24 protein-coding genes and 1 pseudogene are annotated in these 24,818 nt (G+C 36.4%); 13 read left to right on the top strand and 12 right to left on the bottom strand.

The genetic code is table 11. The annotated features are described in order from the left end of the window. Nucleotides 1–11 precede the first annotated feature (11 nt). From dsrP to ACYQ3P_RS05610, 9 genes are all read right to left on the bottom strand, one after another. On the bottom strand, nucleotides 12–1,202 hold the full coding sequence (dsrP, locus tag ACYQ3P_RS05650; protein ID WP_460176966.1) for a sulfate reduction electron transfer complex DsrMKJOP subunit DsrP: 1,191 nt from the start codon (nucleotides 1,200–1,202) through the stop codon (nucleotides 12–14). Nucleotides 1,203–1,214: 12 nt separating this feature from the next. Then, nucleotides 1,215–1,982: a sulfate reduction electron transfer complex DsrMKJOP subunit DsrO gene (gene dsrO, locus ACYQ3P_RS05645; RefSeq protein WP_460176965.1), complete on the bottom strand. Its 768-nt coding sequence runs from the start codon at nucleotides 1,980–1,982 to the stop codon at nucleotides 1,215–1,217. Continuing rightward, nucleotides 1,979–2,380 carry a sulfate reduction electron transfer complex DsrMKJOP subunit DsrJ gene (dsrJ, locus tag ACYQ3P_RS05640; RefSeq protein WP_460176964.1) on the bottom strand — a complete coding sequence of 134 codons (402 nt, stop codon included), beginning with the start codon at nucleotides 2,378–2,380 and terminating at the stop codon, nucleotides 1,979–1,981. The genes dsrO and dsrJ overlap by 4 nt, the downstream gene beginning before the upstream one ends. 1 nt (nucleotide 2,381) lies before the next feature. Further along, nucleotides 2,382–3,944, bottom strand: coding sequence for a sulfate reduction electron transfer complex DsrMKJOP subunit DsrK (gene dsrK / locus ACYQ3P_RS05635; RefSeq protein ID WP_460178051.1), 1,563 nt, complete (start codon nucleotides 3,942–3,944; stop codon nucleotides 2,382–2,384). A gap of 55 nt (nucleotides 3,945–3,999) precedes the next feature. Continuing rightward, nucleotides 4,000–4,989, bottom strand: coding sequence for a sulfate reduction electron transfer complex DsrMKJOP subunit DsrM (gene dsrM, locus ACYQ3P_RS05630; protein ID WP_460176963.1), 990 nt, complete (start codon nucleotides 4,987–4,989; stop codon nucleotides 4,000–4,002). A 17-nt stretch (nucleotides 4,990–5,006) separates the two neighbouring features. Beyond that, on the bottom strand, nucleotides 5,007–5,534 hold the full coding sequence (locus tag ACYQ3P_RS05625; RefSeq protein ID WP_460176962.1) for an RsbRD N-terminal domain-containing protein: 528 nt from the start codon (nucleotides 5,532–5,534) through the stop codon (nucleotides 5,007–5,009). 82 nt (nucleotides 5,535–5,616) lie between these two features. Beyond that, complete coding sequence (locus ACYQ3P_RS05620; RefSeq protein ID WP_460176961.1) at nucleotides 5,617–5,952, bottom strand: TusE/DsrC/DsvC family sulfur relay protein; 336 nt, start codon at nucleotides 5,950–5,952, stop codon at nucleotides 5,617–5,619. 136 nt (nucleotides 5,953–6,088) lie between these two features. Further along, the gene (locus ACYQ3P_RS05615) at nucleotides 6,089–7,063 is read right to left on the bottom strand and encodes a DVU0298 family protein (protein ID WP_460176960.1); all 975 of its coding nucleotides are present in this window, start codon (nucleotides 7,061–7,063) and stop codon (nucleotides 6,089–6,091) included. After that, on the bottom strand, nucleotides 7,053–8,432 hold the full coding sequence (locus ACYQ3P_RS05610; RefSeq protein WP_460176959.1) for a cobyrinic acid a,c-diamide synthase CobB: 1,380 nt from the start codon (nucleotides 8,430–8,432) through the stop codon (nucleotides 7,053–7,055). The genes ACYQ3P_RS05615 and ACYQ3P_RS05610 overlap by 11 nt, the downstream gene beginning before the upstream one ends. A gap of 38 nt (nucleotides 8,433–8,470) precedes the next feature. Here ACYQ3P_RS05610 and ACYQ3P_RS05605 point away from each other — a divergent pair, with 38 nt between their 5' ends. The 10 genes and pseudogenes from ACYQ3P_RS05605 to ACYQ3P_RS05560 all read left to right on the top strand — a co-directional run. Further along, nucleotides 8,471–9,328: a glycine--tRNA ligase subunit alpha gene (locus ACYQ3P_RS05605; RefSeq protein WP_460176958.1), complete on the top strand. Its 858-nt coding sequence runs from the start codon at nucleotides 8,471–8,473 to the stop codon at nucleotides 9,326–9,328. Next, the gene (gene glyS, locus ACYQ3P_RS05600; RefSeq protein WP_460176957.1) at nucleotides 9,321–11,351 is read left to right on the top strand and encodes a glycine--tRNA ligase subunit beta; all 2,031 of its coding nucleotides are present in this window, start codon (nucleotides 9,321–9,323) and stop codon (nucleotides 11,349–11,351) included. Before ACYQ3P_RS05605 ends, glyS begins: the two co-directional genes overlap by 8 nt. A gap of 63 nt (nucleotides 11,352–11,414) precedes the next feature. Continuing rightward, nucleotides 11,415–11,972, top strand: a complete 558-nt coding sequence (pal, locus tag ACYQ3P_RS05595; RefSeq protein ID WP_460176956.1) for a peptidoglycan-associated lipoprotein Pal — start codon at nucleotides 11,415–11,417, stop codon at nucleotides 11,970–11,972. After that, entirely contained in the window at nucleotides 11,969–12,835 is an 867-nt protein-coding gene (gene ybgF / locus ACYQ3P_RS05590; protein ID WP_460176955.1) for a tol-pal system protein YbgF, read from the top strand. Before pal ends, ybgF begins: the two co-directional genes overlap by 4 nt. Then, a complete protein-coding gene (moaA, locus tag ACYQ3P_RS05585) occupies nucleotides 12,832–13,800 on the top strand; it encodes a GTP 3',8-cyclase MoaA (protein WP_460176954.1) in 969 nt (322 codons plus the stop codon). The genes ybgF and moaA overlap by 4 nt, the downstream gene beginning before the upstream one ends. A 47-nt stretch (nucleotides 13,801–13,847) precedes the next feature. Beyond that, a complete protein-coding gene (locus tag ACYQ3P_RS05580; RefSeq protein ID WP_460176953.1) occupies nucleotides 13,848–14,603 on the top strand; it encodes a glycosyltransferase family 2 protein in 756 nt (251 codons plus the stop codon). Beyond that, nucleotides 14,594–16,348, top strand: a complete 1,755-nt coding sequence (locus ACYQ3P_RS05575; RefSeq protein WP_460176952.1) for an ABC transporter ATP-binding protein — start codon at nucleotides 14,594–14,596, stop codon at nucleotides 16,346–16,348. The genes ACYQ3P_RS05580 and ACYQ3P_RS05575 overlap by 10 nt, the downstream gene beginning before the upstream one ends. Before the next feature lie 57 nt (nucleotides 16,349–16,405). After that, nucleotides 16,406–17,356 carry a tRNA modification radical SAM protein MnmL/YtqA gene (gene mnmL, locus ACYQ3P_RS05570; RefSeq protein ID WP_460176951.1) on the top strand — a complete coding sequence of 317 codons (951 nt, stop codon included), beginning with the start codon at nucleotides 16,406–16,408 and terminating at the stop codon, nucleotides 17,354–17,356. Further along, nucleotides 17,289–18,812: a YifB family Mg chelatase-like AAA ATPase gene (locus tag ACYQ3P_RS05565; RefSeq protein WP_460176950.1), complete on the top strand. Its 1,524-nt coding sequence runs from the start codon at nucleotides 17,289–17,291 to the stop codon at nucleotides 18,810–18,812. Before mnmL ends, ACYQ3P_RS05565 begins: the two co-directional genes overlap by 68 nt. Before the next feature lie 429 nt (nucleotides 18,813–19,241). Continuing rightward, a pseudogene (locus tag ACYQ3P_RS05560) lies at nucleotides 19,242–19,913 on the top strand (IS1634 family transposase); the annotation flags it as partial. A 22-nt stretch (nucleotides 19,914–19,935) separates the two neighbouring features. Here the strand turns inward: ACYQ3P_RS05560 and ACYQ3P_RS05555 are convergent. Both ACYQ3P_RS05555 and ACYQ3P_RS05550 read right to left on the bottom strand, forming a co-directional pair. After that, entirely contained in the window at nucleotides 19,936–20,784 is an 849-nt protein-coding gene (locus ACYQ3P_RS05555; protein WP_460176949.1) for an IS256 family transposase, read from the bottom strand. Nucleotides 20,785–20,824: 40 nt separating this feature from the next. Next, nucleotides 20,825–21,208 (bottom strand): transposase, encoded by a 384-nt coding sequence (locus tag ACYQ3P_RS05550; RefSeq protein ID WP_460176948.1) that lies wholly within the window; start codon nucleotides 21,206–21,208, stop codon nucleotides 20,825–20,827. Nucleotides 21,209–21,265: 57 nt separating this feature from the next. On the opposite strand from ACYQ3P_RS05550, the gene ACYQ3P_RS05545 reads away from it, so the two are divergent. Together ACYQ3P_RS05545 and wrbA are read left to right on the top strand one after the other, a co-directional pair. After that, on the top strand, nucleotides 21,266–21,919 hold the full coding sequence (locus tag ACYQ3P_RS05545) for an IS1634 family transposase (protein ID WP_460176947.1): 654 nt from the start codon (nucleotides 21,266–21,268) through the stop codon (nucleotides 21,917–21,919). 293 nt (nucleotides 21,920–22,212) lie between these two features. Continuing rightward, a complete protein-coding gene (gene wrbA, locus ACYQ3P_RS05540; protein WP_460176946.1) occupies nucleotides 22,213–22,818 on the top strand; it encodes an NAD(P)H:quinone oxidoreductase in 606 nt (201 codons plus the stop codon). Nucleotide 22,819: 1 nt separating this feature from the next. Here wrbA and ACYQ3P_RS05535 read toward each other — a convergent pair whose 3' ends face one another. After that, nucleotides 22,820–23,629 (bottom strand): ZIP family metal transporter, encoded by an 810-nt coding sequence (locus tag ACYQ3P_RS05535; protein ID WP_460176945.1) that lies wholly within the window; start codon nucleotides 23,627–23,629, stop codon nucleotides 22,820–22,822. Nucleotides 23,630–23,650: 21 nt separating this feature from the next. Between ACYQ3P_RS05535 and ACYQ3P_RS05530 the strand changes: the two genes are divergently transcribed. Beyond that, nucleotides 23,651–24,562, top strand: a complete 912-nt coding sequence (locus tag ACYQ3P_RS05530) for a YbgA family protein (RefSeq protein WP_460176944.1) — start codon at nucleotides 23,651–23,653, stop codon at nucleotides 24,560–24,562. Nucleotides 24,563–24,818 lie beyond the last annotated feature (256 nt).

The following is a 24,818-nucleotide window of genomic DNA, read 5'->3' as shown; positions in this document are numbered from 1 at the left end:
CTAAGTTTAGATTAATCTACAACCTGCTTCTCTCCGTACTTGTCAAATACTACCTTTTCCTTTACAGTAATAGCTATTTTGTATAGTACTGTTATAACGAAAGCTCCTACTGACCAAACTCCTGCTGCAACGAGAAATTCGTTCAAAGCAATCCATGCCTCGGTTATTCTGTCAAATGGATTTGGAACAAAACCACTCACTACAAAGGCAAATCCCTTATCCATCCAAATTGATACGAATATACATATAGCACCTATGAGTTTTGTGACATTCCATTTTCTAAGGGGTGGGAATATGAAAATCAAAAGCCCTGTAAAGGCTAAAAGTGTTGATATAGCCATCCAAGTTACCAGTCCATTGTGTCCCTCATATCCAAAATAGAGGTATTTTAATGGAACCATGTGGTCTGGTATCTGGCTGTAGAAAGCTGTAAAGAATTCAAGTCCAATGAAGAATAGGTGAATGATCAACGCATAGGTGGCAATTTCTGCAAGTTTATTAATTGCCTGCTGTCCTGGGTCAAACTTAGATATTTTTTTGATTATCATGCTGAGAATAATAAGAAGACAAGGACCTGCAGCAAATGCGGTTGCTAAAAAGTGTGCAGCCTGAAGAGCTGTCATCCAGTGGGGTCTTCCTGGAAGACCTGCATACAAGAAAGCAGTAACTGTATGGATTGAGGGAGCCCATAAAATCGCCCAGTAAATAAATGGTTTAATCCATTTTGGTGGTGGTGCCTGTTTTTTCTCTGCATGAAGAATTGTCCAACCACAGAGAAGATTAAGAGAAAGATAAGTTATAAGAACCACCATATCCCAAAATATGATTGAATGAGGTGTTGGATGAAGAATAACATTCCAAACACGAGATGGTTGTCCCATGATGACAAAGACTGAGAGCATTGCTATCAGAACGCATCCAACAGCAAGAAACTCACCCATTATAGCCATTCTTCCAAAGATTTTATAGTTATGGAAATAATATGGAAGTACTACCAGAACTGCTGAAGCGGCAACACCAACAAAGAATGTTAACTGACCAACATGAAATCCCCAAGTAACATCTCTGCTCAGTCCTGTTGTAAAGGCAGCTCCTATATGGTGTTCCCTTATCCAGCATATAAATCCTATAAGAATCATTGTGGCTAAAAATGATAGCCATATCCAGTATCTTGGTCTACCTTTTAACGCTAAATCAAGCATGTTTTACCTCCCCTAAATTATGTAGAAAACCATAGGTTGTGTGCCAAGTTCTGGTCTTCTTCTGATAACCATGTTTTCAGAAAGAACCTTTCTTATTTCTGAATTAGGGTCTGCCAAATCTCCAAAGATTATCTTTCCTTCAGATGCCTCAACACAGTATGGAAGAAGTCCCTTGTCAATCCTCTGATTGCAGAATGTGCATTTCTCAACAACTCCAAGGGTTCTTGTTGGATACTCTGGGTTAACCTCTTTTAAGTAATCTCTTGGTGGAAGGAAGTTGTAATTTCTTGCTCCATAAGGACAACCTGCCATGCAGAACTTACAACCTATACAGCGATGCATATCCTGCATTGTTATGCCATCAGCTCTTTTGAAGGTTGCTTTAACAGGACATACTCTTACACATGGTGCATTGTCACAGTGGTTGCAAAGGAGTAAAAACTTCCTTTCCTTTACTTCCTCTGAAATATAATGCTCTGCTGTACCGGGGAAGGAGTGTTCATAATCCTCTGTCCATATCCATTTTATCTCATGAAGTGGGTCTACAATTTCTGGGACATTATGGGCTTTGTGACATGCTTTAATGACTTTATCAAAGTCTTGCTGTGTTTTGAATTTTCTTGTATCAATTGCCATTGCCCATCTTTTACCCTTTAGAGCATTGATGTCCTTTAAAACCTCTTTGCCAGGTTTTTTTTCAAATGCATTGATACTTACAGCTCCTAAGCCAATAAATGATGCAAAGGCTGCTATTTTTAGAAATTCTCTTCTGTTAATCATTTTAATCCTCCCACCTTAGGCTCAATATGACAATCCCAGCAATAGGGTTTAACATTCACATAGTTGTGGCATTCATCGCAGAACTTTTCTTTATTAGAATGGCATTTCATACAGGTATTCTGGAGGCTTATATTCCACTGCTTACCATCGGAAGCTACATAAACTCTTTTGCCTTCCCTTGTTGCATAATCTTTCCATGAATAGAGAATTTTTATATGTGCCTCTCTCATATACTGTTTTGACTCAATGCACTGTTTCTTATCCATCTTCTGTATTTCTGGAGTGTCAATATTAGGCTGAGGCTTGATGTACTCTTTTCCAATACTCATTGTAAAAGGCAGAGTCACTATTATTACAAAAACTACTAAGCCAAGAGTTATTTTCCATCCATCATACATTTTACTGTTCCTCCTTTCCTGGCAGTGGCTCCATCCTTAAATTCATTGTTCTTTCTTTTTCACCTTTCATAATCATTGCATTAGCAACAAGCTCTGTAACTCCAGTAACTCTGACGCCGGGTACCCAGTAATCCATCAAAGGTGGTAGAGTTGCTCTGTCAATTGCACAAATGTTTGCGAGCATATTTACACCAAATTTTTCGTGGACATATCTTACTGCATTTGCCCTTGGGAATCCTCCTCTCATTCTGAGTTCCATTATTTCTCCTGCATTAAGCCCAGAACCACCACCACAGCAGAATGTTTGTTCTCTTATCGTTTCATCAGGCATCTCATAGAAATGGTTACATACATTTTTAATAATATATCTTGGCTCTTCAAAAATACCCATTCCTCTTGATGGATTACAGGAGTCGTGGAATGTCACTATCAGATTGTCATTGCGGGACTTGTCAAATTTTAAAACTCCATGTCTAATCAGATCAGCTGTAAACTCACTTATGTGTACAATTTTATTGGATTTTGCATTTTCAAACTTAGTCCCAGTAATAGGAGATACAGGCTCTTCAAGAAAATCTACAGGTCCATACCATGTATTGTGATACTGGTGCCAGACTCTCCACATGTGTCCGCATTCACCACCGATTATCCATTTTACCTTTAGTCTCTTTGCTTCTTCGTATATTTTTGTATGAAGCCTTTTTGCCATCTCCAATGAAGTAAAGAAACCAAAGTTTCCGCCTTCAGAGGCAAAGGTGCTCCATGTATAGTCTAAACCTATTTCGTGGAATAGCATCATGTAGCCCATAGCATTATAAATTCCCGGGTCAGCAAAAAGGTCTCCAGATGGAGTTACAAACAGAATCTCAGCACCTTTTTTATTTATTGGTGGTTCAATCTTAATTCCAGTTATTTCTTCAATATCATTGCACATGAATTCAAGGGTTGATTTCATTGTATGGGGTTCAATTCCAAGATGGTTTCCTGTTCTGTAACAGTTTGCAACAGGTCCTGATATCCAGTCAGTATTTAAGCCCAAGAGATTTAAAAGTTCTCTTGCAATGATAGTTATTTCTGCAGTATCAATTCCATAGGGGCAGAAAAGGGAACAGCGTCTACACTCTGTGCACTGATAGAAATAATACCAAAGCTCTTTAAGAACATCAAGATCAAGGTCTCTTGCTCCGGCGTATCTACCAAAAAGCTTTCCGCCTGAAGTGAAATATTTTCTATAAACAGACCTGAGAAGCTCTGCTCTTAAGACAGGCATGTTTTTAGGATCACCTGTGCCGATAAAGAAGTGGCATTTATCAGCACAAGCTCCACATCTTACACAGATATCCATAAAAACATGGAAAGTTCTGAATCTCTCAAGTCTTTGTTTGATTCCTTCAATAACTATCTTTTTCCAGTCCTCAGGAAGTTTCCAGTCTTCATCAGTTACATGAAAATCTCTCGCATTAGGGAAATCCACATAGGCAAGGTTTTTACCCTTTGCTCCATAACAGTAAAATCCTTCCTTAAACTTTACAGGTAAAGTATCCATCCACCATTTGGATGGCATTTTCTTTAAATTAACATTTGAAATTAATTCATCAGGTCTTGGAAGTCCCATGGTCTCACTCCTTTTCTACTGGTATTCCAGCTTTTTTCATTTTTTCTCTAAATTCATCTTCATATTCTTCATAATGACGATGTTTCACAGGATAGTCCCAAGGATTCACATGTCTTTCCATTCTGTTGTTGTTTGCCAGATTCCTCGTAGGGCTTAAGAAAACTCCACCCATATGCATTAACTTACTGAATGGGAAGTATGCAAAAAGAACGCTTACGAGGAACAGATGAATATAAAATAGGCTACCTACTCCTTCAGGAACTTTTGGTTTAAGATATGCTAAACCTAATGTGAGCTCTTTAATAGCTGTTATATCTACCCTTGCAAAATATCTCATCAGTATGCCTGTTGCAATAATACCGATAATGAGGAAAAGCGGGAAATAGTCTGATGGAAGAGATATGTATTTAACTTGAGCATTGAAGATTCTTCTTCCAAGTAAATAAAGCAGAGTTGCTGCTATTATGACATCTGTCATATAAAGCATAGGAAGTCCGATCTGCCAGAAAGAATCCACTGAATCAATTATAGAGATGCACCATGGAGTTTGAGATAAAAAGAACCTTAAGTGTCTGATAAGTATGATTAAGAATGAGTAATGGAAAGCAATAGCTCCCAACCATAACCACTTATTTGAACCAACATAAAGTTTTCCATTCATGATTTCAGCTTTTGTATTTCTGAAAAGGGACCTGAAAAAGAATATTTCAAAGAACATTCTCAGCGCCACACCCCAAGCGGTTGCAGGATTGTCAATTTTGCTATACTTAATCCAAGGAAGAGAAAACTGTTGTCCTGCGGTTGTTGGTATTCTGAATGGAACAGGAGACTTACCCCATTTAATTACTCTGAGTATAAAACCTATGACGAATACAATAAAGGCTACATAGGGAAAAACAACAGCGAATAAGCTGTCAAGTCCTAAAATATCCGTACCAATGTAGGCAAAAAGGATTAAACCTAATACTATTATAAAAGCTAATCCTATACCCATCTCACCCTACCTCACTTTTAATTTTTTAATTTGGTTTCTTCTGTTTTTTCACTAACTTCAGATACAATGTTCCATTTTTTGAGGACCCACCATGTTCGGTCAATCAGCTCTTTAGCTTTTAAATCGTAGATTTTTTCTCTGTACTTCATGAAAATATCAAAGGCAATTAGTGATAGAGAGTCTATTCTTGATAAAAAGTCCAATAACTGAGATGAGTTCAGCTCTTTCTCAAGCTCATCCTGAAATGCTTTTTTGATTAAAAATACGAATCCAATCGCCTGAGAAGGAGTGAATTCTTGAACTGCTCTTATTCTGATTATTTCCTCTAAAGGCAAAAGAAAACTTTCCACAGGTTCTTCATTGATTATTTTGTCCACTATCTGTTCAATAGCTTCCCTTAAAGTATATCCCACAGGATTAGTAAATTGTTTAGAATATTCTTTTAAAAAAGGTTGACTTTCTTCAGGATATGTAGCAATTGTAAGTTCAAAGGATTTGTTAATTATTTCCTTTCTTTTTTTCGAAAGAAAGTCTTTAATAGACATGCCTCTCTCCTCTAAATGTTTTTTTTTATCCCCCCTTTCCAAAAATAAGAAGGGGCAGTTTCCTGCCCCCTCTTAAATGAAATTATACGCATCCTGTTGGCTTTGGAAGTCCAGCGTATCTACATGCTTGTTTTGCTGGTCCATCTGGGAATAGGTTGTAGAGATACTTTGTATTACCCTTTTCAGGACCAAACATCTTAGCCATTTCTTTGACAAGAATTTTGATCATTGGTGCAATTTGATACTTCTGATAATAGTCTCTCAAGAAGTTAATTACTTCCCAATGTTGCTCTGTTAATGTAAGTCCGTCTTGTTGAGCCATATACTCTGCAAGCTCAGGTGACCAATCATCAAGATTTTGGATGTAACCATCCTCGTCCAGCTCAATCTGCTTTCCCTTAAACTCAATAAATGGCATTTTACTACCTCCTTTTTGTTTTTTTGCAAATATTTTACCTACTTTTATAAAAGAACTTCAAGTATAAAAGAACTTCAGGTGTAATTTACTCTAAAGTAAGCTTTACTCCAAAGTCAAATAAGTTTCGTTTATAAAGTTATAAAAATTTTTCTGCTCTTGATGCCTTAAGTTTGATTATATTGCCCTTGTTGTAGACAGAGACCATTGTGTCTAGTATTTCTTCAGCCACAGGCAATTTAATTTTAAGCTTTTGAATGAGAATAGATGTTAGCGCTTTTATTTCATCCTTGTCATGTTTAAGAAGGCTTTCTAATTCAGAGGTTTCAATTTTTATATAATCAGTAATGTTGATTTTCTTAGACAGCTTTATCATACTCCTTAAAACGCTCTCAAGAAAGCTTTCTTCTTCTCTTTGTGACCATAAAATCGGAATTATATCTTCAAAAAGTGATGGTTCTGCAAATACTATTTCTCCAATCAACTCCGCAGCTCTCCAGCCTATACCTCCAGATTCATCAGTCATTGACCAAAGAAGTTTTCTTATTGTGTTTCTCAGAGGGTCTATACTGTCTGCTTTTACATAGGCTTCTGCTATATATCCCATTGCTTTAATTGCTTTCCATGACATAGGATTTTCTTTGTCATAGGATAATGCAATAATCCAGCCAAAGACATTTGGATTTTGCAATGAAGCTGTTGCAATGGTTTCAAAATCTTCTCTTTCTAAGAGGGAAAGAAAGTCTTTTTTTGAAATTTTTATCTTTTCTTTCATTTCTTTGTTAAGTTTTCCACCCATTGCCTTTATAAAGAAAAGCTTTCCCTGAAATGGAGAATATTTTGCATAAATATATTGATGAAGCCTGTAATCATAGTCTCTTTCCCTTATTTCAAAATTTTTTCCTAAATCAATATTTTCAATTCCCGATGGTGAGGCAAGAAACATTGCGTCAACAAGAGCTTCTCCCTGATTGTGTCCTGTAGGTTCACAAACATATATTGCACCACATTCGCATTTTCCATACATTATTTCTCCAAATTCAGTATCTTTATCCTCTGGTGGATTTATTATCCTTCCGCAAAAAAGACATGTTGGCAACTCCCTATTTGCCATTTTTTACCTCCCTATAGGCTTTTGCCATTTTTAAAATACCCTTTACCCATTCCTCGCATCCAAGTGCATGGACATGAACATAAGTTCCAAGCGTATTCTTATAGCATGCACCATCTAACTTTTCTATTATTCCTTCGCCTCGCGTCATCAAAAAGCTCATCTGTGGCAATGTTTCATATTCAATTACCTTTGAATAGTGAAACTCGTGTCCCTTTATCTCAACTCCTTGTTCATAAAAGGGATTTGGCTCTGAGACTTTTGCTATAACATATCCGTGTGCCTGAGGTTTTTTAAACATCTTTAACCTAAATGGAAAAATGCCTGCCATAGGAAATTCGCCATGCTCGGTGATAAGGCTTTTGCATAAATACATAAGTCCACCGCATTCCGCATAAATAGGCAGACCCTCATCAGCTTTATTTTTTATATCTTTCATTAATTCTTGGTTGTTGCAAAGCCATTTTACATGGGTTTCAGGAAAGCCTCCACCAATGTATAAAGCATCTATTTCAGGAAGGGCTTTATCCTGCAAGGAATTGATTATCACTACTTCTGCTCCATGACGCTTAAGCTCTTCAATATTTTCCTCGTAATAAAACTGAAATACTCTATCCCTTATCACACCTATTTTTAATCCATATCCAGTAGGCTCTATTTCTGATGAATCATTGGTTGCAAAATCAATTTGAGGCGAGCTGTTTGCAATGTTTAAGATTTTTTCAATATCAAGATATTCTGAAGCTTTTTCTATAAAATGCTTTGCTTCTTCTTGCATTTCATGTTCCTGATGAGGCAAGAGTCCCATGTGTCTTTCAGGCATTTTTATATCCTTAAATCTTGGAATAGCACCAACAATTTCAACTGAACAGTATTTTGCTACAGATTCTCTTATCACCTTTTCATGCCTTGTATTTGCTATTTGATTTAATACAATGCCCTTTATTTCCACGTCTTTGTCAAAATTAACAAATCCATTAATCAATGCAGCCACTGAACGAGTCATTTTTGTGCAGTCTACAACAAGTATAACGGGGCATTTAAGAAGTTTTGCAAGCTCTGCAGAGCTAACAGAGCCTTCTGAGTCAATTCCATCAAAGAGTCCTCTGTTGCCTTCCACTACAGCGATATGTCCATTGGCTTTTTCTTTAAAGCTTTTAATAATTTTATCTTTTGGAATCATAAATGTATCAAGGTTATAACATAAATTACCAGAGAAAAGTGAGAGCCAGCCTGCGTCAATATAGTCAGGACCTTTCTTAAAAGGAAGGACATTAAAGCCCTGTCTTTTTAAGAGTGATATGGTCGCAAGAGTAACTGTTGTTTTTCCAGCTCCACCGCGGATTCCTGCTATGAGAATTCTTGGAAACATTTGACAGAAACCTCTCACCTAAAGTATCATGAAAATCTATGTATTTTCAAGAAATAATTTTTACACTCAACAAATACTGGGCAGATAAAGGATGTGTTATTCTCCAGCCCTATGACCTTGAGGTTGGAGCTGGCACATTTCATACTGCAACTTTTTTCAGGGTTTTAGGTCCTGAACATTGGAATACTGCCTATGTTCAGCCATGCAGAAGACCTACTGATGGAAGATACGGTGAAAATCCAAATAGACTTGGACAGTATTATCAGTATCAGGTAATCTTAAAACCTTCTCCTGAAAGCTCTCAGGAGCTTTATATAGAGAGTCTAAAGGCTTTGGGGATTGAGCCTTCAAAGCATGATATCAGATTTGTTGAGGATGACTGGGAGTCTCCAACTCTCGGTGCTTGGGGATTGGGATGGGAGGTATGGCTTGATGGGATGGAAATTACACAGTTTACCTATTTTCAGCAAGTTGGCGGTATTGACTTAAAGCCTGTCTCAGTTGAAATAACATACGGACTTGAGAGGATAGCCATGTATTTGCAGGAAGTTGAAAATGTTTTTGAAATAAAATGGAATAAAGAGATGACATATGGAGATATTCACAAAGTAAGCGAGATAGAGTTTTCATATTTTAATTTTGATTATTCAGATTCAGAGCTTATTAAGAAACATTTTGATGATTATGAAAGAGAAAGTCAAAGGCTTCTTAAAGTAGGACTTGTTTTTCCAGCCTATGAATTTTGTCTTAAATGCTCTCATTTATTTAATCTCCTTGATGCACGGGGAGTTCTTTCTGTGGCAGAGAGAACGAATTATATTGCTCGGGTAAGAGCCCTTGCAAAGGGTTGCGCAGAGGCTTATTTAAATAAAAAATACGGAGATATAAATGGGTAAGCTTCTTTTTGAAATAGGAGCTGAAGAGATTCCAGCAAGATTTATTCCTATGGCAATAGCCCAGCTTGAACAAAATTTGAAGAAAATTACTTCAGACAATAGAATTAATGTGCATTCAATAAAAACTTTTGCGACTCCAAGAAGAATTGCCCTATTGGCAGAGATTGCTGATGAGCAGGAATCGCAGGAAAAAACAGTATGGGGTCCGCCTGCAAATGTTGCCTTTGATGAAAATGGAAATCCAAAGCAGGCTGCATATGCCTTTGCAAATGCTCAGGGAGTTGATATAAAGGATTTGAAGGTGCTTCCTAAGGGAAAAGGGAACTATGTCTGCGTTGTTTTAAAGGAAAAGGCAAAGAAAACCGAAGAGGTTCTTCCTGATATATTAAAAAATCTTTTCTTGTCTCTTAATTTCCCTAAAATGATGCGATGGGGTTCTGGCTCTCTCAGGTTTGTCAGACCTGTCAAATGGCTTCTTTGTCTTTACGAAGATAGATTGATTTCATTTGAGATAGATGGAATAAAGTCTGATACCAAAACATCAGGACATAGATTTCTTTATGAGAGTGAACTGAACATTAAAAGACCTGAGGATTATGAAGTTAAATTGGAAGAGGCTTTTGTTATCCCTGATCAGGAAAAAAGAAAAAATATTATTGTCACACAGCTTAAGGAGCTTGCAAAAGGAGTCAATGGTGAAGTTTTCTGGGATGATGAGCTTCTTGAGGAAGTTACATATCTTGTTGAGTTTCCAAATGCAGTTCTGTGCAGTTTCTCCGAAGAGTATTTAAAATTGCCAGAAGAGTTACTAATTACCGTGATGAAGGACCATCAAAGATATTTTGCAATTACCTCATCAGGCAAACTGAAAAACTTCTTCATTGTAATAAGCAATACAAATTCTGAAAACGAAGAGAACATTAAGAAGGGTGCAGAAAGAGTAATAAGGGCAAGGTTTGAGGATGCAAGATTTTACTTTGAGGAAGACCTTAAAAAAGGTCTTGACCGTCTTCTTGAGCTTACAAAGGGTATTGTTTATCACAAAAAACTTGGAAGTTTGTATGATAAAACGCAGAGAATTATAAATATTGGCAGTAAAATTATTGAATTGATAGCTCCAGAAAAAACTGAGTCTTTTCAGATTGCAGCAAAATACTGCAAAGCTGATCTTGCAAGCGGAGTTGTTGGTGAATTCCCAGAACTTCAGGGAATAATGGGTGGATATTACGCAAAACACGCAGGTTTGCCTGAGGAGATTTGTCTTGCCATAAGGGAGCATTATCTTCCCAAAGGATTTAATGATGCCATTCCCTCAAACGAGATAGGATGTATCTTAAGCATTGCAGACAAGCTTGACCATATTTCTTCGTTTTTCTATCTTGGCGAAATACCTACAGGCACCGAGGACCCATTTGGATTAAGAAGAGCAGCAAATGGAATAATAGCGGTAATTTTAAATAAAAGATATCCTATTTCAATTCTGCAGCTTGTCAGTATGCTTGAATATGAGGATGATTTGAAGGAAAAAGTAGCTACCTTTATTGGACAAAGATTTGAAAGTTTTCTTGAAACCGTTGGATTTGATGTTAATCTGATCAGAACAGTTGCTGATATTGTTCTCACTCAACCACCCCATGAAATTGAACATAGATTAAACATTGTCAATGATTTCATTAAAAAGGAAAAATTTGAAGAGTTCTTTCTTGCTGTTAAGAGAGTTTCAAATATCATAAGGAACTATGAAAGAATGCCTCTTAATCAGTCTCTCTTTGTTACAGTTGAGGAAAAGGAGCTTTATCAAAAGATGAATGAAGTAAATGAAAAAATTAGCAAGTATATGGAAGAACATAAATTTGAGGAAGTCTTGGAAGAGCTTTTCAGCCTCACTCCAGTCATTAATAGATTTTTTGATAATGTCCTTGTAATGGACAAGGATGAAAATATAAAAATAAACAGAATTGCTCTTCTACAGCAACTTTCAGAAAAGCTGAAATCCGTTGCAGACCTTTCAAAGCTCTACTAAAAATTGCTTGCCAGAAGTTTTTGTTGTATCATATTATTATGACAAAACACTCGGAGGTTTAAAATGAGACTAAAACATTACTTTATTTTTTTATTTTGCCTCCTTTTCATTGTCTCCTGTACTGAACGGAAAGTTTACATGCCAACAGGAAAAGAATCTACAGATATAACACAAATGCAGGATAAATCTGAACAGGAAAAATTAAAAACAGAGGAAAAATTAACAGATGAAGACATGGTCAAATCTTCTAAAATGGCAGAAATTATTAAAAGACTTCAGGAAGAAATTGGAGATATTTACTTTGATTTTGATAAATATGATATAAGGCAGGATGCAATTCAAACGCTAAAGAAGGTTTCTTCAGCTTTGCAGAAGTATCCAAATCTTAGATTAATTATTGAAGGACACTGCGATGAAAGGGGAACAACGGAGTATAACTTTGCACTTGGACAAAAGAGGGCAAATGCAGCAAAGCAGTATTTAATATCGCTTGGCATTCAGTCTGCAAGAATAGATATAGTAAGTTATGGAAAAGAAAAGCCTGTTTGCACAGAGTCCAATGAGACTTGCTGGCAAAAAAATAGAAGAGCACACTTTGTGTTTATAGAGGAGGGCAAATGAAAAGATTTAAAATGATTTTATCTGGCATACTTATTTCAGCTTTTTCTGCAGGTTGTGTTTCAACTGGTGATTTTGAGCAAATGAAGGCTGATATAGCAAGACTTTATGTAGAAAATAATCAACTCAGGCAGGAAGTGTCGGAGTTAAAAACAAGAGTAGATAGAATGTCAGCAGACCTAAGCACAGCAATAGCTCTAAAAGAAGGACAGCTTACTCTTCTTTCTCAGACTCAGGATTATGTAAAGGAGCTGCAGAATTTAAAGGGAAGGTTTGAAGAGCATACATTCAATATTGATAAAAGATTTAAAGAGTTGAGTGATAAGATTGCTGAGTTGCAAACAAAGACTGTTCAACCACAGGCTCAAACTCAAGCTCAAAAAGAGCCTGAACAGGAGAAAAAAGTTGAAGCAGATGCGAAGATGCCTAAAGAATTATATGACTTAGCCCATGTTGACATTAAAGAGAAAAAGTATGCCTCTGCGAGAGATAAATTTCAGGAGATTATAAAAAAATATCCAGATTTTGAACTTATTCCAAATTGCTATTTCTGGACAGCAGAGGCCTATTACAATGAGAAAAAATATGAAGAGGCAATACTTGCTTATGAGGAGTTTTTAAAAAAATATCCAAAGCATGACAAAGCACCTGGAGCTTTGCTTAAGGAAGGAATGGCATTTTTAGAGTTAAAGGACAAAAAAACAGCAAAAGTGGTATTTGAAAGAGTAATAGAGAGATTCCCAAATTCTAAGGAAGCAGAAATTGCTCAGCAAAAGATAGCAGAAATACTAAAAAGTCAGAGTACTTCAACTAAATCAAAGCCAAGTAAGAAATCTTCAAGGACTAAAGAGAAAAAAAGCAGATGAAAGACAGTTACAAAAGAGCAATAAACTATTTAAGAATTTCGGTTATTGATAGATGCAATCTTCGTTGCATATATTGTATGCCAGAGGAAGGCATACAAAACTTGTTGCCCCACAACGAGATACTTAGTTATGAAGAGATTCTTAGAATTGTCAGAATTGCAGTAGATTTGGAAATATCAAAAATAAGAATTACAGGTGGAGAGCCTCTTTTGAGAAAAGATATTGTAGATTTTATAGCTCGACTTTCCAAGATAGAAGGAATAAAAGATATTGGAATGACAACAAATGCTATACTTCTCAAAAAATTTGCCAGACAATTGCATGAAGCGGGACTTAAAAGAGTGAATATAAGTTTGGATTCACTTGATGAGGAAAAATTCAAAAGAATAACGAGGATAGGTAACATAAAAGATGTTCTTGAAGGCATTGAAGAAGCTCAAAAAGTTGGATTAGAACCCATAAAAATAAATGTTGTTGTCATGAAAGGTATTAATGATGACGAATTGGAAAGATTTGTAAATTGGAGTATGGAAGTGCCTTATCAGATAAGGTTTATAGAATTCATGCCTGTTGGACCTAATTCATGGAAAAAGGAGCTATTTATCTCTACAGAGGAAATGAGGAAGATAATAGAAAATAAATTTGGAAAACTTGTTCCAGTTATGATTAAAAAATCAGGACCTGCAGAATACTTTACCCTTGAAGGAAACAAGGCACTTATAGGATTTATAAGCCCCCTGAGCAATCATATATGTAGCAGATGCAATAGATTAAGGCTTACTGCAGAAGGGAAATTGAGACCCTGTCTATTCTCAGACAGAGAAGTTAATTTAAAGAGTTTGTTAAGAAGTGGCGCATCCGATGATGAAATAAGAGAGATAATCATACAGACAATTCTTTCAAAACCTCAGGGTATCTCTGAAAATACAAAGCCCCAAAGAGCAATGTCCACAATAGGAGGATGATTTTTATTGGCTCGTGGATGGTGACTGGTGGTTGGTGAAATATTGTTATGAATAAGATTCCTGTTTCAGTTGCAATAATCACAAAAAATGAAGAAGACAACATCCGTGATGCCCTTGAATCAGTGAAAGACTTTGAGGAGATAGTGGTTGTAGACTCTTTTAGCACAGATAAAACTGTGGAGATTTGCAGACTCTATACAGATAAAATTTATCAGATTGAATGGAAAGGCTTTGCAGAACAGAAACAAATGGCGGTTGATAAGACTTCTTTGCAATGGGTTCTAATTCTTGATGCGGATGAAAGAGTTACAGAGGAGTTGAAGGAAGAGATTGTTGAAATTATTAAAAAGGGCGACAAAGACGGATATTTTATCCCGAGAAAAAATTTTTTCTTAGGCAAATGGATTAGACATAGTGGCTGGTGGCCAGATTATACACTAAGACTTTCTAAGAAAGACAAGGGTAGAATGGAAAATAGACTTGTGCATGAAAAAATTTCATTACAAGGTGAAGCAGGCTATTTGAAGTCACCATTGCTTCATTTTACATATAAAAGCATAGAAGAGTTTATTGAAAAAATGCAAAAATACTCCACCCTTTCAGCATTGGAAATTTTAAACAAAAAACCTTCAAAATATAAGGTGATTGTTAAACTAATTTTGTCACCCATATTTACCTTTTTTAAGATGTATCTCCTTAGGCTCGGCTTTCTTGATGGTTTAAGAGGATTTATTTTAGCCATTCTTTATAGCTTTTATTCCTTTTTAAAGTATGCTAAAGTGTGGGAAAAGGCATGGAAATAGAGAAATATTTCAAAATAAAATTTAAACAATCATGGATTGATGACCTTGCTGTTTTCTGGCGACTTCTCAAAGCTTACAGGCTAAGACTCCTTTTTGCCCTGCTGTGCAGTTTGGCAATTTCTGGGATAAATGGAGCAATTGCATGGTCTGTAAAACCAGCTATGGATCAGATTTTTGTAAAAAAATCAGAAGAATTTTTATATCTAATACCAATTCTGGTTGTTGTGCTTTTTACACTCAGGGGAATTTTTACATTTTTGAACAACTATTTAATGAATTCAATCGGTGCAAAAATAGTAAAGTTTGTCAGAGAAGCAATTTATGAAAAGCTTTTAAAACTTCCGATGTCATTTTTTTGTAAAGATACTTCTGGAAATCTGATTTCAAAGGTTCTCAATGATGTTGATTTACTTAAAGGCACGGTTTCCAATACAATCAAAGACTTTATTGTTGAAGGTCTTACAATTATAGCATTGGCATGTGTTGCTATATACAGAAGATGGGACCTTGCTTTACTTTCCTTCGTTGTAATTCCCCTTATGGTTTATTCAATGACAGAGCTTGGCAAGAGAATGAAAGATATAGGAATGAAAACAAGAATCAGAATTGCCAATGTAACATCCTTGCTGACTGAGACTTTGCATGGCATAAAGATTATAAAGGTTTTTACAATGGAAAATGACATGTTGAACAGATACAGAAAAGCTTTACAAGAGCACTACAGAAACATAATGAGGGAGGTAAGAACTGAAGAGTTTACAAATCTCCTGTCTGAGACAATTGCAGGAGTAGGTGTTGCAATAATTCTATTTTATGGTGGTTATTTAGTTGTCAATGACAAGATATCATCAGGAGATTTTTTCTCCTTTGCCACTGCAGTAGTGTTGATGTATACTCCCCTTAAGAGATTAAGCAGGGTTAATGCTTCTTTTCAAAGGGGAAGAAATGTGGTTGAGAGACTTCGTGAGATAATATTTGTTGAACATGAACCTGAGAAGGGAGTTGAAAGACAGATCAAGGGAGATATACTTTTTAAAAATGTTTACTTTAAATATTCCCTTGCAAAGGAACATACTCTTAAAAACATAAATTTTGAAATAAAAGCAGGAGAGACAGTAGCCATAGTTGGTCCCTCAGGAGCTGGCAAAACAACCATTGCAGACCTTGTAGCTGGATTTTGGTTTCCAACAGAGGGAGATATATTAATTGATGGTTTAAGCATTAAAGAGTATTCTTTACGATGTCTGAGGTCTCAGATAGCACTGGTTACACAGGATGTTATTTTATTTAACGATACAGTGACAAATAATATTAGATTCGGAAATATTCAGTCAACTCAAGAGCAGGTAGAGAGAGCAGCCAGAATGGCAGATGCCCATGATTTTATAATAAATCTTCCACAGGGTTATGCATCTTACATTGGAGAAAAAGGTGTTCTTCTTTCAGGAGGACAAAGACAGAGGATAACCATAGCAAGGGCAATATTGAGGGAGCCTAAAATTTTAATATTTGATGAGGCAACCGCATCTCTTGATACGGAGTCAGAGGAAAAAATACAAAGAGCCCTTGAACAGATGCGAAAGGGAAGAACAACAATAGTAATTGCCCACAGACTTTCAACAATTAAAAGGGCTGACAAAATTATAGTAATGGACAGAGGAGAAATAATAGAACAGGGCACTCACGAAGAACTTCTCCAAAAAGGTGGACTCTACAGTGAGCTTTGGAATTTACAACTGAAATAGAGTAATCTAAAAAATTACCTGTTTGACTATTTTGGCTGAAATATATTAGAAAAAACTATGAAGAAACATTATTATGCCTTTGGAGACTATCTTAAAGAAGTTTTTGGGAAAAAGGTTTATAAAGTCAATGTGGATGCAGGATTTACTTGCCCAAACAGGGATGGTACACTTGGAAGAACAGGCTGTATTTACTGCAATAATGCCTCCTTTAGACCAGCAAGCTGTGCTCCTTCCAAACCTCTAAAACAACAGATTGAAGATGGCATTGAATATTTAAAAGCAAGATACAAAGCCAAAGCCTTTCTTGTATATTTTCAGCCCTATACCAACACTTATGCACCTGTTGAAGTGCTTGAGAAACTTTACAGACAAGCTCTTTCCCATCCAGACGTGGTTGGACTTGCAATAGGAACAAGACCAGACTGCGTAGATGATGAAAAGCTTGAACTTCTTCAAGAGCTTAACCAGACTCATATGATTATTGTTGAATATGGTATGCAATCAATGTATGAAAAGACTTTGCAGTTTGTAAGGCGTGGGCATGACTATGCCACTTTCCTTAAGGCAGTTTATGATACCAATGAGAAGGGAATACTTGTTGGTGCGCACATAATTGTCGGAATTCCTACAGAGACCAGAGAAGAATCTCTCGCAATGGCAGATGAGATAAATCATCATCCAATCAAGTTTCTCAAAATTCATCAACTTCAGGTTGTAAAAAACACAGTTCTTGCCTCAATTTACAGCAAAGAACCTTTCCCAGTTTTTAAATATGAAGAGTATCTTGACTTTGTTGTTGACTTTATTGAAAGACTCTCTCCAGACATTGTTATTCAGAGGCTCTTTGCAACAGCACCTGAGGAGATTTTAATTGCTCCCAAATGGAACCGTTCCAAACAGCAGATTTTAAATGATATAAATAAAAAATTTGAGGAAAGAAATGCTTTCCAAGGTTCAAAGTGCACATTTGATAGGAATAGAGCCTTATGCTGTGGAAGTAGAAGTTGATATTGCAGAAAGAGGACTGCCCCAATTTAACATTGTTGGACTTCCTGATACAGCTGTAAAAGAGTCAAGGGATAGAATTAAGGCAGCCTTCAAAAATTCAGGATTTCCTTTTCCCCTAAAACAAATAACTGTCAACCTCGCACCTGCGGACTTAAAAAAAGAAGGCTCGTCTTTTGACCTTCCAATTGCAATAGGAATACTTTCTGCAGAGGGGCATATTCCTAAAGAAAGATTAAAAGATTTTTTAATACTGGGAGAGCTCTCTCTTGAGGGCAAAGTAAGACCAATAAAGGGAACGCTTTGCATTGTTTCAAGATTAAGCGAACAAAAGGGCAAAAAGGTTTTAATTCCGAAAAATAATGCCTATGAGGCAGGAGTAGTCACTTCAGTTGAAGCATATCCTGTTGAATCCCTTGCAGAGACTGTTGAGTTTTTAAAGGGAGACAGAGAAATAAAGCCATTTAAAAGCGATATTTCATATGAAAATGAAAGCTTGTATGAAGACCTTTCAGATGTGAAAGGTCAGTTTCAGGCAAAAAGGGCATTGGAGATTGTAGCTGCAGGCGGGCATAATCTTCTAATGATAGGACCACCGGGAAGCGGAAAGAGCATGCTTGCAAGAAGACTTCCCGGGATTCTGCCTCCGATGACCATTGAAGAGTCAATTGAAACAACCAAGATATACAGTGCAGCTGGGCTTCTTCCAGATGGAAAAGCATTGATTACTCAAAGACCATTCAGAAGTCCCCACAGCACAAGCAGTGATATCGCACTTATTGGCGGAGGACAAATTCCAAAGCCGGGAGAAGTATCTCTTGCCCATAACGGTGTGCTTTTTCTTGATGAATTGCCAGAATTTAAAAGAAATGTTCTGGAAGTAATGAGACAACCTCTTGAAGACGGATTTGTAACAGTTGCAAGAAGCTATGCAACAGTTGTGTTTCCAGCAAGATTTCTTCTTGTCGCAGCAATGAATCCTTGTCCATGCGGCGGATATGCAGATGAGACAAGACCTTGCACATGCACACCTGCAATGATAATGCGTTATAGGTCTAAAATTTCAGGTCCTCTGCTTGATAGAATTGACATCCACATTGAAGTGCCAAAGATTAAATACAGCGAACTCAGAGATGAAAGCTCAGGAGAGAGCTCAAAAACTGTTCGTGAAAGGGTTATTGAGGCAAGAAAAATACAGCTTCAAAGATTTAAAGGCGAGGGAGTATATTTTAATGCCCACATGAAAGCCAAACATCTGAGAAAATTTTGTAAATTAAGCGAAGACTGCCATAAACTTCTTCAAAATGCAATGGAAAAACTCGGGCTCAGTGCAAGGGCACATTCAAAGATAATAAAAGTTGCAAGAACAATTGCAGACCTTGAAGGTTCTCAAGACATTAAAATCCATCACATAGCTGAGGCGATTCAGTATCGTAGCCTTGAAAGAATGGGAATTTAAATTTATCCTTACTTGTGAGACTCTTAAATTTTATTATAAGTATCACAGTTTATTTTTTCGTTATCATAATCCTGTAGTTAGCCAGACGAGGCAATCTCTTCACTGCAAAAAGAGGCGAGATTACCTCGGGTCTAAACCTGTTGTGAGCCGAAGGGTAGCGACCACTCGCAATGTTCGCCTTTTTTTTCATCACGAGGCTTGCGAAAGCAAGCCGAAGTAGTCTCCCTTTATGCTTGATGAGATTGCTTCACCCAACTTCATCAATTTTCAGCCTTTAAAGATATCAAAAGCTTTATAATTCAATAAGTTATATCTTTTTTCATTCAATTTTGTAGTCTAATCTAATTTTATTATTTTTGCTTATTTATTCCCTTAAATATTGACTTTTTTGTCTAATTTTTGTATACTAATATAAAAAAGGAGGTAACTATGTTCGTAAAAGAATCTTGGTCAACAAAAAAAGGTAAAAAATACAAAACCTACGAAATATCTAAAGCTTACAGAGACAAAAAAACTAAAAAGGTTAGGCATGAAAAAATTGCCAATATCACTCACTTAGGTGAGCCTCTTATTTCCAAAATAAGGCAACTGCTTAAGTCACCTGAGAAAAAGGTTGTAGTGGACAAAGACAAGTTTTTTGAGGATGCAACTTCAGTAGGGCATATACTGTTACTGTTAGGATTTATGATGAAGATAGGGTTTCTGGGATGGTTAAGGCATTTTCCAAAGAAGGTAAGAGATTTGCTTTTGGCAGTAGTGCTTAACAGGATAATAGAGCCAAGGAGTAAGTATGCATCAGTGGGATGGATACGAAGAAGTGGTTTTATGGAACTGTTTGATTTAAGGGAAGAGGATATGCATGCAAATGAGATATACAGGGCAATGGACAAGTTGTATGAGAAGATGGATAATGTGTTAGATGATTTTTATAAGACGGGAGCACAAGGGACAAAGTTGTTGCTTTATGATATTACCTCAGTATACTTTGAGGGTCAAGGACCTCTGGGGCTTGCAAGATATGGATACTCAAGGGATGGGAAGCCCGATAAAAAGCAAGTATTGTTGTGTTTATGTTTGAACGAGAATAAATTTCCAGTGCATTTTGATGTTATAGAGACAGTTGTCAAGAATTTTGTGTCTCATGCGCAAATCTCATCTGAAACATTTGTTGAAGTTCATACAATACCCCACGAGATACAGCCATCGGTTTGCTCCATCTGCCTTTTCTTATTTTATCTACTATCACATATATAGCCACTGATGCAGTTTTCTCAGATTGAAAATACCCTCCAGAGTTTACCCTTAAGACTTCCAGCCTGCTATTTATATTCTCTACCGCATTCGTTGTATATATGTGCTTTCTTATCTCTTCTGGATATTTCTTGTAACAAAAATAATTCTCCTTCTTGCTATTTAGCATCTTTATATAGGCAGGATATTTCTTTTCAAATCTCTTTAGCACATCTTCAAATTCCCTGACAGTATCCTCATAATCGCCTATGTGTTTTATTCTGTTAATCTCTTCACTAAACTGCCTTGCATCAGCCTTTGACATATTTTTGTAAATATTTCTTTGCATATGAACAAGGCAAAGTTGATGGTCAGTTTGAGGAAATAAGGTCTTTACAGCCTCACTAAGCCCTGGAAAATCATCAGAGACAATTATCATTACTCTCCTCAATCCCCTGCTAATCAGATTGTTAAATATCTTGAGCCAATCTCCTTTGTTTTCTGAGCCAATAAAAACATAATACCCATACAAATCTTTCTTCATCTGTATATATATCCCTAAAACCGTATAGATGACTGCTTTACGAATTCTTCTGCTTTCATCCTTCATCTCTGTATGATATGCATCACAAAATAGGGCAAAACAATCAGAAGGCAGTTCTCGGCTTACTAATTCTTTTGCTTTACTGTATAACTCCTCTTTTAACTCCTCTATTTGCTCAGGAGAATATGGAAGATTCATGCTTTTCTGGAAGACTTTTGATTTTTGATGGAGAATAACTCTACAGAATCAGATTTAGGATGAAATCCTCAAAATCTTTGTCAAATCTTTTCCAATGAGGTGGTAGCACTGCGGAGCGAAATCTTCCCTGTCTGTGTCTTGGCACTGACAAATTTAAATTTCCAAACATACATCCGAGCTGTCTTTGATAAAACCCATTTGATTTGTTGTCAGAGTCTGCCTCTACAAAAAAATCTCTTTCTTTCTTCATCAATAAATTAAAAAGCATCTCAGCTAAAACTTTAATGCTTTCCTGAGGTGGCATCTCTGCAATTTCTTTAATAAAATTTTCAAGCCCAAACTGCCTTATCACTTCCCATTCCTCCTTTTTTAAGGTTATTCCATAAATTGTTTTTTTTGTGCTATTATTCTTTTTAGTTCCCATTTTCCTCTAATCCAAAAAATATCTGCACAATAGACACAATTTTATTATAACTTCCCATTGGAAAGTATACTTAAAAGGGGCAGGGAGGCATTGGAAAAAGTAAGGCAGATGGTAGAAAGAGGAAAGCTAAGAGACAGGGAGAAAATACTGAGGAGGGCGCAGAGGAAACTGACAAAAAGTGGAGCTGAGAATTATTATGATTTCAGATACGAAGAAGGCAGATTTCAGATAATAGCAAAGCAAGAAGCTATAAAGAAGGCATATGATATGTGTGGGAAGTATATTTTGCAGACGACATTAATGAAGGAAGAAGATGAAGAGATAGAGAGGCAGTATAAGGAATTACAGACAGTGGAGGATGCATTCAAGCAGTTAAAGGATTTTGTAGAGATAAGACCGATATATCATTATAAAGACAGGAGAGTAAGGACGCATATATTTTTATGTGTGGTAGCCCAGACAGTGTTAAACAGGCTAATGGATGAGTTGAAGGAGAAAGGATGGTTAAGGGAGAGCAAAGAAAACAGTCTGAAGAAGTGTTTGGACAAATTTTATGAGATAGGGATAGGAGGTTTTGAGATAGAGGGGGAGAAAATAAGGATTATGAGCAAAGCTAAGGAGGAACATAAAAAGATACTTAGAATATTGGGAGTAGGGGATAAGATTTTCAGAACTTACGAAAGTGCGAGAGAATTTTGTAGGCTAATCTAAAAATTATAACTCATTGATTTTAAAATTTTTTTATTCAAAAGTTGATGAAGTGGGGCTTCAGCATCCTGAAGGATGTCTTGCAATGACGAGTAGGAAGGATGGCTCTTAATAACAGATTAACAGGAAGTTTTATAAAAAATCACTCAATTTGGGTTACACTTAAGACGTAAAAAGTTAAACGTTATCACTTCTCATCTCTCACCACTCACTTTTCACATACACTTGCACATACACTCACATAATCTTTTTTTCTGGTATAATTTAATTAGTAAAAAATTTTCGAGGTGAATGCTATGAAAATCTTAATTTTATATTACAGTACCTTTGGAAATACCTATAAAATGGCAAAGTATATTGCAGAAGGTGTAAAGGAAGCTGGTGCAGAGCCGATTATAAGAAGATGTCCTGAGCTTATGTCAGAGGAGATTATCAAAGCAAGACCTGATATTCAGGCAGGAATTGAAATGCAAAAGGATGTGCCTGTGGTGAGCCTTGAAGACTTCAAGCAAGCTGATGGTTATGCATTTGGAACACCGACAAGATTTGGAAATGTTTCAGCTCAGCTTAAAAATGTGATTGACCAGCTTGGACCACTTTGGATGCAAAGAGTATTTGAGGGCAAACCTGCAGGAGTTTTTGTTTCAACAGGAACAATGCACGGAGGGCAAGAGACAACTATTTTAACATTCATGACTGTCTTATTCCATCTGGGCTGCGTTGTGGTGGGAGTTCCATACTCTGTTCCCGGATTATACTTAACAAAGGGAGGAGGCTCACCATATGGTCCTGGACATGTAGCAGAGGCTGAGAATAAAAGAGAAATTGATGAAAATGAAAAGAACATCTGCATAGCTTTTGGAAAAAGATTGGCAGAGATAGCAAAAAAGCTTAAAGGATAATTTACTTAAAAGCTACATCAAGAATCATCATTAGAGTAAAACCTGTTATCAGCCCGGCTGTTGCAAGGTCTGAATTGCCATTTCTTTGAGATTCAGGAATAAGTTCTTCTGCAGTTACAAAAATCATTGCACCTGCTGCAAAACCAAGAGCATATGGAAGAAGATTTTGCATTACTTCAACAAGCAACACTCCTATCAAAGCAAACAATGGCTCTACCAAGCCTGAAAGTTGTCCTATCATAAAGCTTTTTTTTCTACTAAAGCCTTCGCTTCTAAGTGGCATAGATATGGCAAAGCCTTCAGGAATATTTTGGATTCCTATTCCAACTGCAAGAACAACTGCAGAGAGAAGACTTACAGAGGAGGGTTCAAGTGTATGTGCTCCAAATGCTACTCCGATAGCCAGTCCTTCGGGAATATTGTGCAGAGTTACAGCTAAAACCAAAAGCGTGCTTCTTTTGAAAGTCGTTTTTATACCTTCCACTTCTGATGAAGGTGAATGAAGATGGGGAAGCACCATATCAATCAATCTCAAAAAAACTGCTCCTGTAATAAATCCAATTGAAGGTGGTAACCAAGATGGAACATCCAATTTCTGCGACATTTCAATTGATGGCTCAAGTAAAGACCAAAAACTTGCAGCAATCATAACGCCTGCAGCAAATCCAAGAGCTGTATCAAGTATCCGTCGGTTTACCTTTTTGAAAAACAATACCAACGATGCTCCCAATGCTGTTAATCCCCATGTAAAAATTCCAGCAAAAAGAGCCTGAACTGCAGAAGGAATTGATTGTGTATAGTTTTCCAACATTTTTTGATTATAATATAAATCATGGCAAAACCAAAAATACTTCTAAGCAGATGCTTTTGTGAAGCTGTAAGATACAATGGTGGAATCGTAAATGACGATTTTGTTGAAAAAATAAAGCCTTTTGTAGATTACATAACTGCCTGCCCAGAGGTTGAAATAGGGCTTGGTATTCCAAGAAAAAGGGTTATTATAGTTGAAGATAGCAATTCAAAAAAACTGATTCAGCCTGAAACAGGGCTTGATTTTACAGAACAAATGACTGAATTTATAGAAAAAAAGATTGCTTCTTTAAGCAGCATTGATGGTTTTATTCTAAAAGCAAAATCTCCTTCTTGCGGAGTTGGTTCAACCAAACTCTACAGAAATGGCTCTGTGATAGGAAAAACACACGGTTTTTTTGCTGAAGGCATCAAGAGAGCTTTCCCTAATATTCCACTGGAAGATGAAGGAAGGCTAAGAGATGAAGGAATAAGAAAGCATTTTCTTACAAGAATATTTGCCTTTTCTGAGTTTAGGGAATTTTATGGAAATCCTACTCCTAAATCTCTCGTTAATTTTCACTCTAAATATAAATATCTACTAATGACTTATAGCCAAAAGCATTTAAAGGAGCTTGGTAAAATTGTTGCAGATGGCAAGATTCCATTTGAAGAGAAAATTTTAAGATACAAGGCAATTTTTTATGATGCTTTTTTGAGAAAGCCTTCAGAAAAAAAACATGTAAACACCCTGATGCATATAATGGGACATTTTTCAAAAAAGTTAAACCAAAGGGAAAAAAGTCATCTTCTGGATTTAATAGAAAAATTCAAAAATGGAAAAGTCCAGCTAAATGTAATTACCGAGCTTTTAAAAAGCCTCTCCTATAGATTTGAAAACGAGTATATTTTGCTACAGAAATACTTGAGTCCTTACCCTGAAGAGTTAAATTAACTCAGCTTTAAAATTCAGCATCGCATCATGAGTATTCAAAACCTAAATTGAGCGATTCTTAACCGTCATTACGATAGTGCTTTATTACCCAAACTGAGCTCGCTTTTTTCCTCTCATATAACGGAAATTGCCACTCATTCTCAATGACACGCAACGGCAGATTAACCCAACTTCATCAATTTTCAGCCTTTAAAAATATCAAAAGCTTTATAATTCAATAAGTTATATCTTTTTTCATTCAATTTTGTAGTCTAAT

This window comes from Thermodesulfovibrio hydrogeniphilus, assembly GCF_054657355.1.
The sequence above is the reverse complement of the archived record's forward strand: the minus strand, read 5'-3'. Positions and strand labels throughout refer to the sequence as shown.

Coding starts and splice junctions, on each gene's coding strand:
- dsrP (WP_460176966.1), bottom strand. CDS start 1,202: ATGCTTGATTTAGCGTTAAAAGGTAGACCAAGATACTGGATATGGCTA.
- dsrO (WP_460176965.1), bottom strand. CDS start 1,982: ATGATTAACAGAAGAGAATTTCTAAAAATAGCAGCCTTTGCATCATTT.
- dsrJ (WP_460176964.1), bottom strand. CDS start 2,380: ATGTATGATGGATGGAAAATAACTCTTGGCTTAGTAGTTTTTGTAATA.
- dsrK (WP_460178051.1), bottom strand. CDS start 3,944: ATGCCATCCAAATGGTGGATGGATACTTTACCTGTAAAGTTTAAGGAA.
- dsrM (WP_460176963.1), bottom strand. CDS start 4,989: ATGGGTATAGGATTAGCTTTTATAATAGTATTAGGTTTAATCCTTTTT.
- ACYQ3P_RS05625 (WP_460176962.1), bottom strand. CDS start 5,534: ATGTCTATTAAAGACTTTCTTTCGAAAAAAAGAAAGGAAATAATTAAC.
- ACYQ3P_RS05620 (WP_460176961.1), bottom strand. CDS start 5,952: ATGCCATTTATTGAGTTTAAGGGAAAGCAGATTGAGCTGGACGAGGAT.
- ACYQ3P_RS05615 (WP_460176960.1), bottom strand. CDS start 7,063: ATGGCAAATAGGGAGTTGCCAACATGTCTTTTTTGCGGAAGGATAATA.
- ACYQ3P_RS05610 (WP_460176959.1), bottom strand. CDS start 8,432: ATGTTTCCAAGAATTCTCATAGCAGGAATCCGCGGTGGAGCTGGAAAA.
- ACYQ3P_RS05605 (WP_460176958.1), top strand. CDS start 8,471: ATGTATTTTCAAGAAATAATTTTTACACTCAACAAATACTGGGCAGAT.
- glyS (WP_460176957.1), top strand. CDS start 9,321: ATGGGTAAGCTTCTTTTTGAAATAGGAGCTGAAGAGATTCCAGCAAGA.
- pal (WP_460176956.1), top strand. CDS start 11,415: ATGAGACTAAAACATTACTTTATTTTTTTATTTTGCCTCCTTTTCATT.
- ybgF (WP_460176955.1), top strand. CDS start 11,969: ATGAAAAGATTTAAAATGATTTTATCTGGCATACTTATTTCAGCTTTT.
- moaA (WP_460176954.1), top strand. CDS start 12,832: ATGAAAGACAGTTACAAAAGAGCAATAAACTATTTAAGAATTTCGGTT.
- ACYQ3P_RS05580 (WP_460176953.1), top strand. CDS start 13,848: ATGAATAAGATTCCTGTTTCAGTTGCAATAATCACAAAAAATGAAGAA.
- ACYQ3P_RS05575 (WP_460176952.1), top strand. CDS start 14,594: ATGGAAATAGAGAAATATTTCAAAATAAAATTTAAACAATCATGGATT.
- mnmL (WP_460176951.1), top strand. CDS start 16,406: ATGAAGAAACATTATTATGCCTTTGGAGACTATCTTAAAGAAGTTTTT.
- ACYQ3P_RS05565 (WP_460176950.1), top strand. CDS start 17,289: ATGCTTTCCAAGGTTCAAAGTGCACATTTGATAGGAATAGAGCCTTAT.
- ACYQ3P_RS05555 (WP_460176949.1), bottom strand. CDS start 20,784: ATGAATCTTCCATATTCTCCTGAGCAAATAGAGGAGTTAAAAGAGGAG.
- ACYQ3P_RS05550 (WP_460176948.1), bottom strand. CDS start 21,208: ATGGGAACTAAAAAGAATAATAGCACAAAAAAAACAATTTATGGAATA.
- wrbA (WP_460176946.1), top strand. CDS start 22,213: ATGAAAATCTTAATTTTATATTACAGTACCTTTGGAAATACCTATAAA.
- ACYQ3P_RS05535 (WP_460176945.1), bottom strand. CDS start 23,629: ATGTTGGAAAACTATACACAATCAATTCCTTCTGCAGTTCAGGCTCTT.
- ACYQ3P_RS05530 (WP_460176944.1), top strand. CDS start 23,651: ATGGCAAAACCAAAAATACTTCTAAGCAGATGCTTTTGTGAAGCTGTA.